General features: G+C 30.1%; 2 protein-coding genes and 3 pseudogenes. All 5 read left to right on the forward strand.

From position 1 onward, the window contains the following. A pseudogene (locus HMPREF2782_RS04420) lies at positions 1-96 on the forward strand (single-stranded DNA-binding protein); the annotation flags it as partial. A 1-nt stretch (position 97) separates the two neighbouring features. Further along, a pseudogene (locus tag HMPREF2782_RS04425) lies at positions 98-250 on the forward strand (Maff2 family mobile element protein); the annotation flags it as partial. 123 nt (positions 251-373) lie between these two features. Continuing rightward, complete coding sequence (locus HMPREF2782_RS04430) at positions 374-592, forward strand: helix-turn-helix domain-containing protein (RefSeq protein ID WP_001207345.1); 219 nt, start codon at positions 374-376, stop codon at positions 590-592. A gap of 3 nt (positions 593-595) precedes the next feature. After that, entirely contained in the window at positions 596-766 is a 171-nt protein-coding gene (locus tag HMPREF2782_RS04435) for a hypothetical protein (RefSeq protein ID WP_186821655.1), read from the forward strand. A gap of 2 nt (positions 767-768) precedes the next feature. Continuing rightward, positions 769-1038 (forward strand): annotated as a pseudogene (locus HMPREF2782_RS09660) (lysine--tRNA ligase); the annotation flags it as partial.

Below are 1038 nucleotides of genomic sequence, written 5' to 3' on the forward strand. Positions count from 1 at the left end.
TTCAAAGAAAACAAAAAAGGAGATAAGGTCTATAAGAATTTTATAGTTAAATCACTAAACAAAATAGAAAATAAGAAAGAAAACGAGGAGGAATAATATGGAATTTTTTACAGCTGGAGTTGGAGTTTTAAAGACACTTGTAACTGCAATTGGTGCAGGTTTAGGAGCATGGGGCGTTATTAACTTAATGGAAGGTTATGGTAATGATAACCCTGGTGCTAAATCTCAAGGTATTAAGCAATTTATGGCAAAATAAGGACGGAATAACACAACAAATTCTCTAAAACAAATCACTAAATCAATGTAAGATTGAATGAAATCAATATTTATGCTATAATTAAATAAATCTAATGAACAGAAAAAGAGGGATATTATGGCACTTAACTATAAACCATTATGGATACAGTTAGCAAAAAAAGGATTAAAGAAAACAGATGTAATAGCTATGGCAGGACTAACAACAAATGTTATGGCACAAATGGGCAAGGATAAACCAATTACATTTAAAAATTTAGAAAGAATATGTAAGGCTCTATCTTGCACTCCTAATGATATTATTAGTTTTGAAGATAATTTTAGTGACGAGGAATAGAAAATGACTTTAAGGACAGAAGATCAAGTTAGGGATTATGCAAAAGAAATATTAGGCTTTGATGAAATTGAAGAAAACATCAATCAAGGTACTGGACAAATAACCACTTTTAATCAATTAGGCTTTAAGGGATATTCAGATAAGCCAGATGTTGGTATTTGCCTAAAAATATGAATGATGTAGCAATAATCCCAACAAATGAAGCCAATAGGCTTAGAAAAGGCAGAAAATAGCGATTCATCAAAAGAAACTTACGAAACTTACGACAAACTTACGACAGAAGAAATTGACTTTTCAAAAGTTAAAGTAGAGCCATTATTTGAACATATGGTTGATTTTGATACATTCTTAAAATCTGATTTTAGAGTTGTAAAAGTTAAAAACTGCGAAGAAGTTCCAAAGTCAAAAAAACTATTGAAATTTACATTAGATGATGGTTCTGAAAA

The sequence above is a fragment of the Anaerococcus sp. HMSC068A02 genome, assembly GCF_001811125.1.
Classification (GTDB): Bacteria; Bacillota; Clostridia; order Tissierellales; family Peptoniphilaceae; genus Anaerococcus; species Anaerococcus vaginalis_C.

Coding starts and splice junctions, on each gene's coding strand:
- HMPREF2782_RS04430 (WP_001207345.1), top strand. CDS start 374: ATGGCACTTAACTATAAACCATTATGGATACAGTTAGCAAAAAAAGGA.
- HMPREF2782_RS04435 (WP_186821655.1), top strand. CDS start 596: ATGACTTTAAGGACAGAAGATCAAGTTAGGGATTATGCAAAAGAAATA.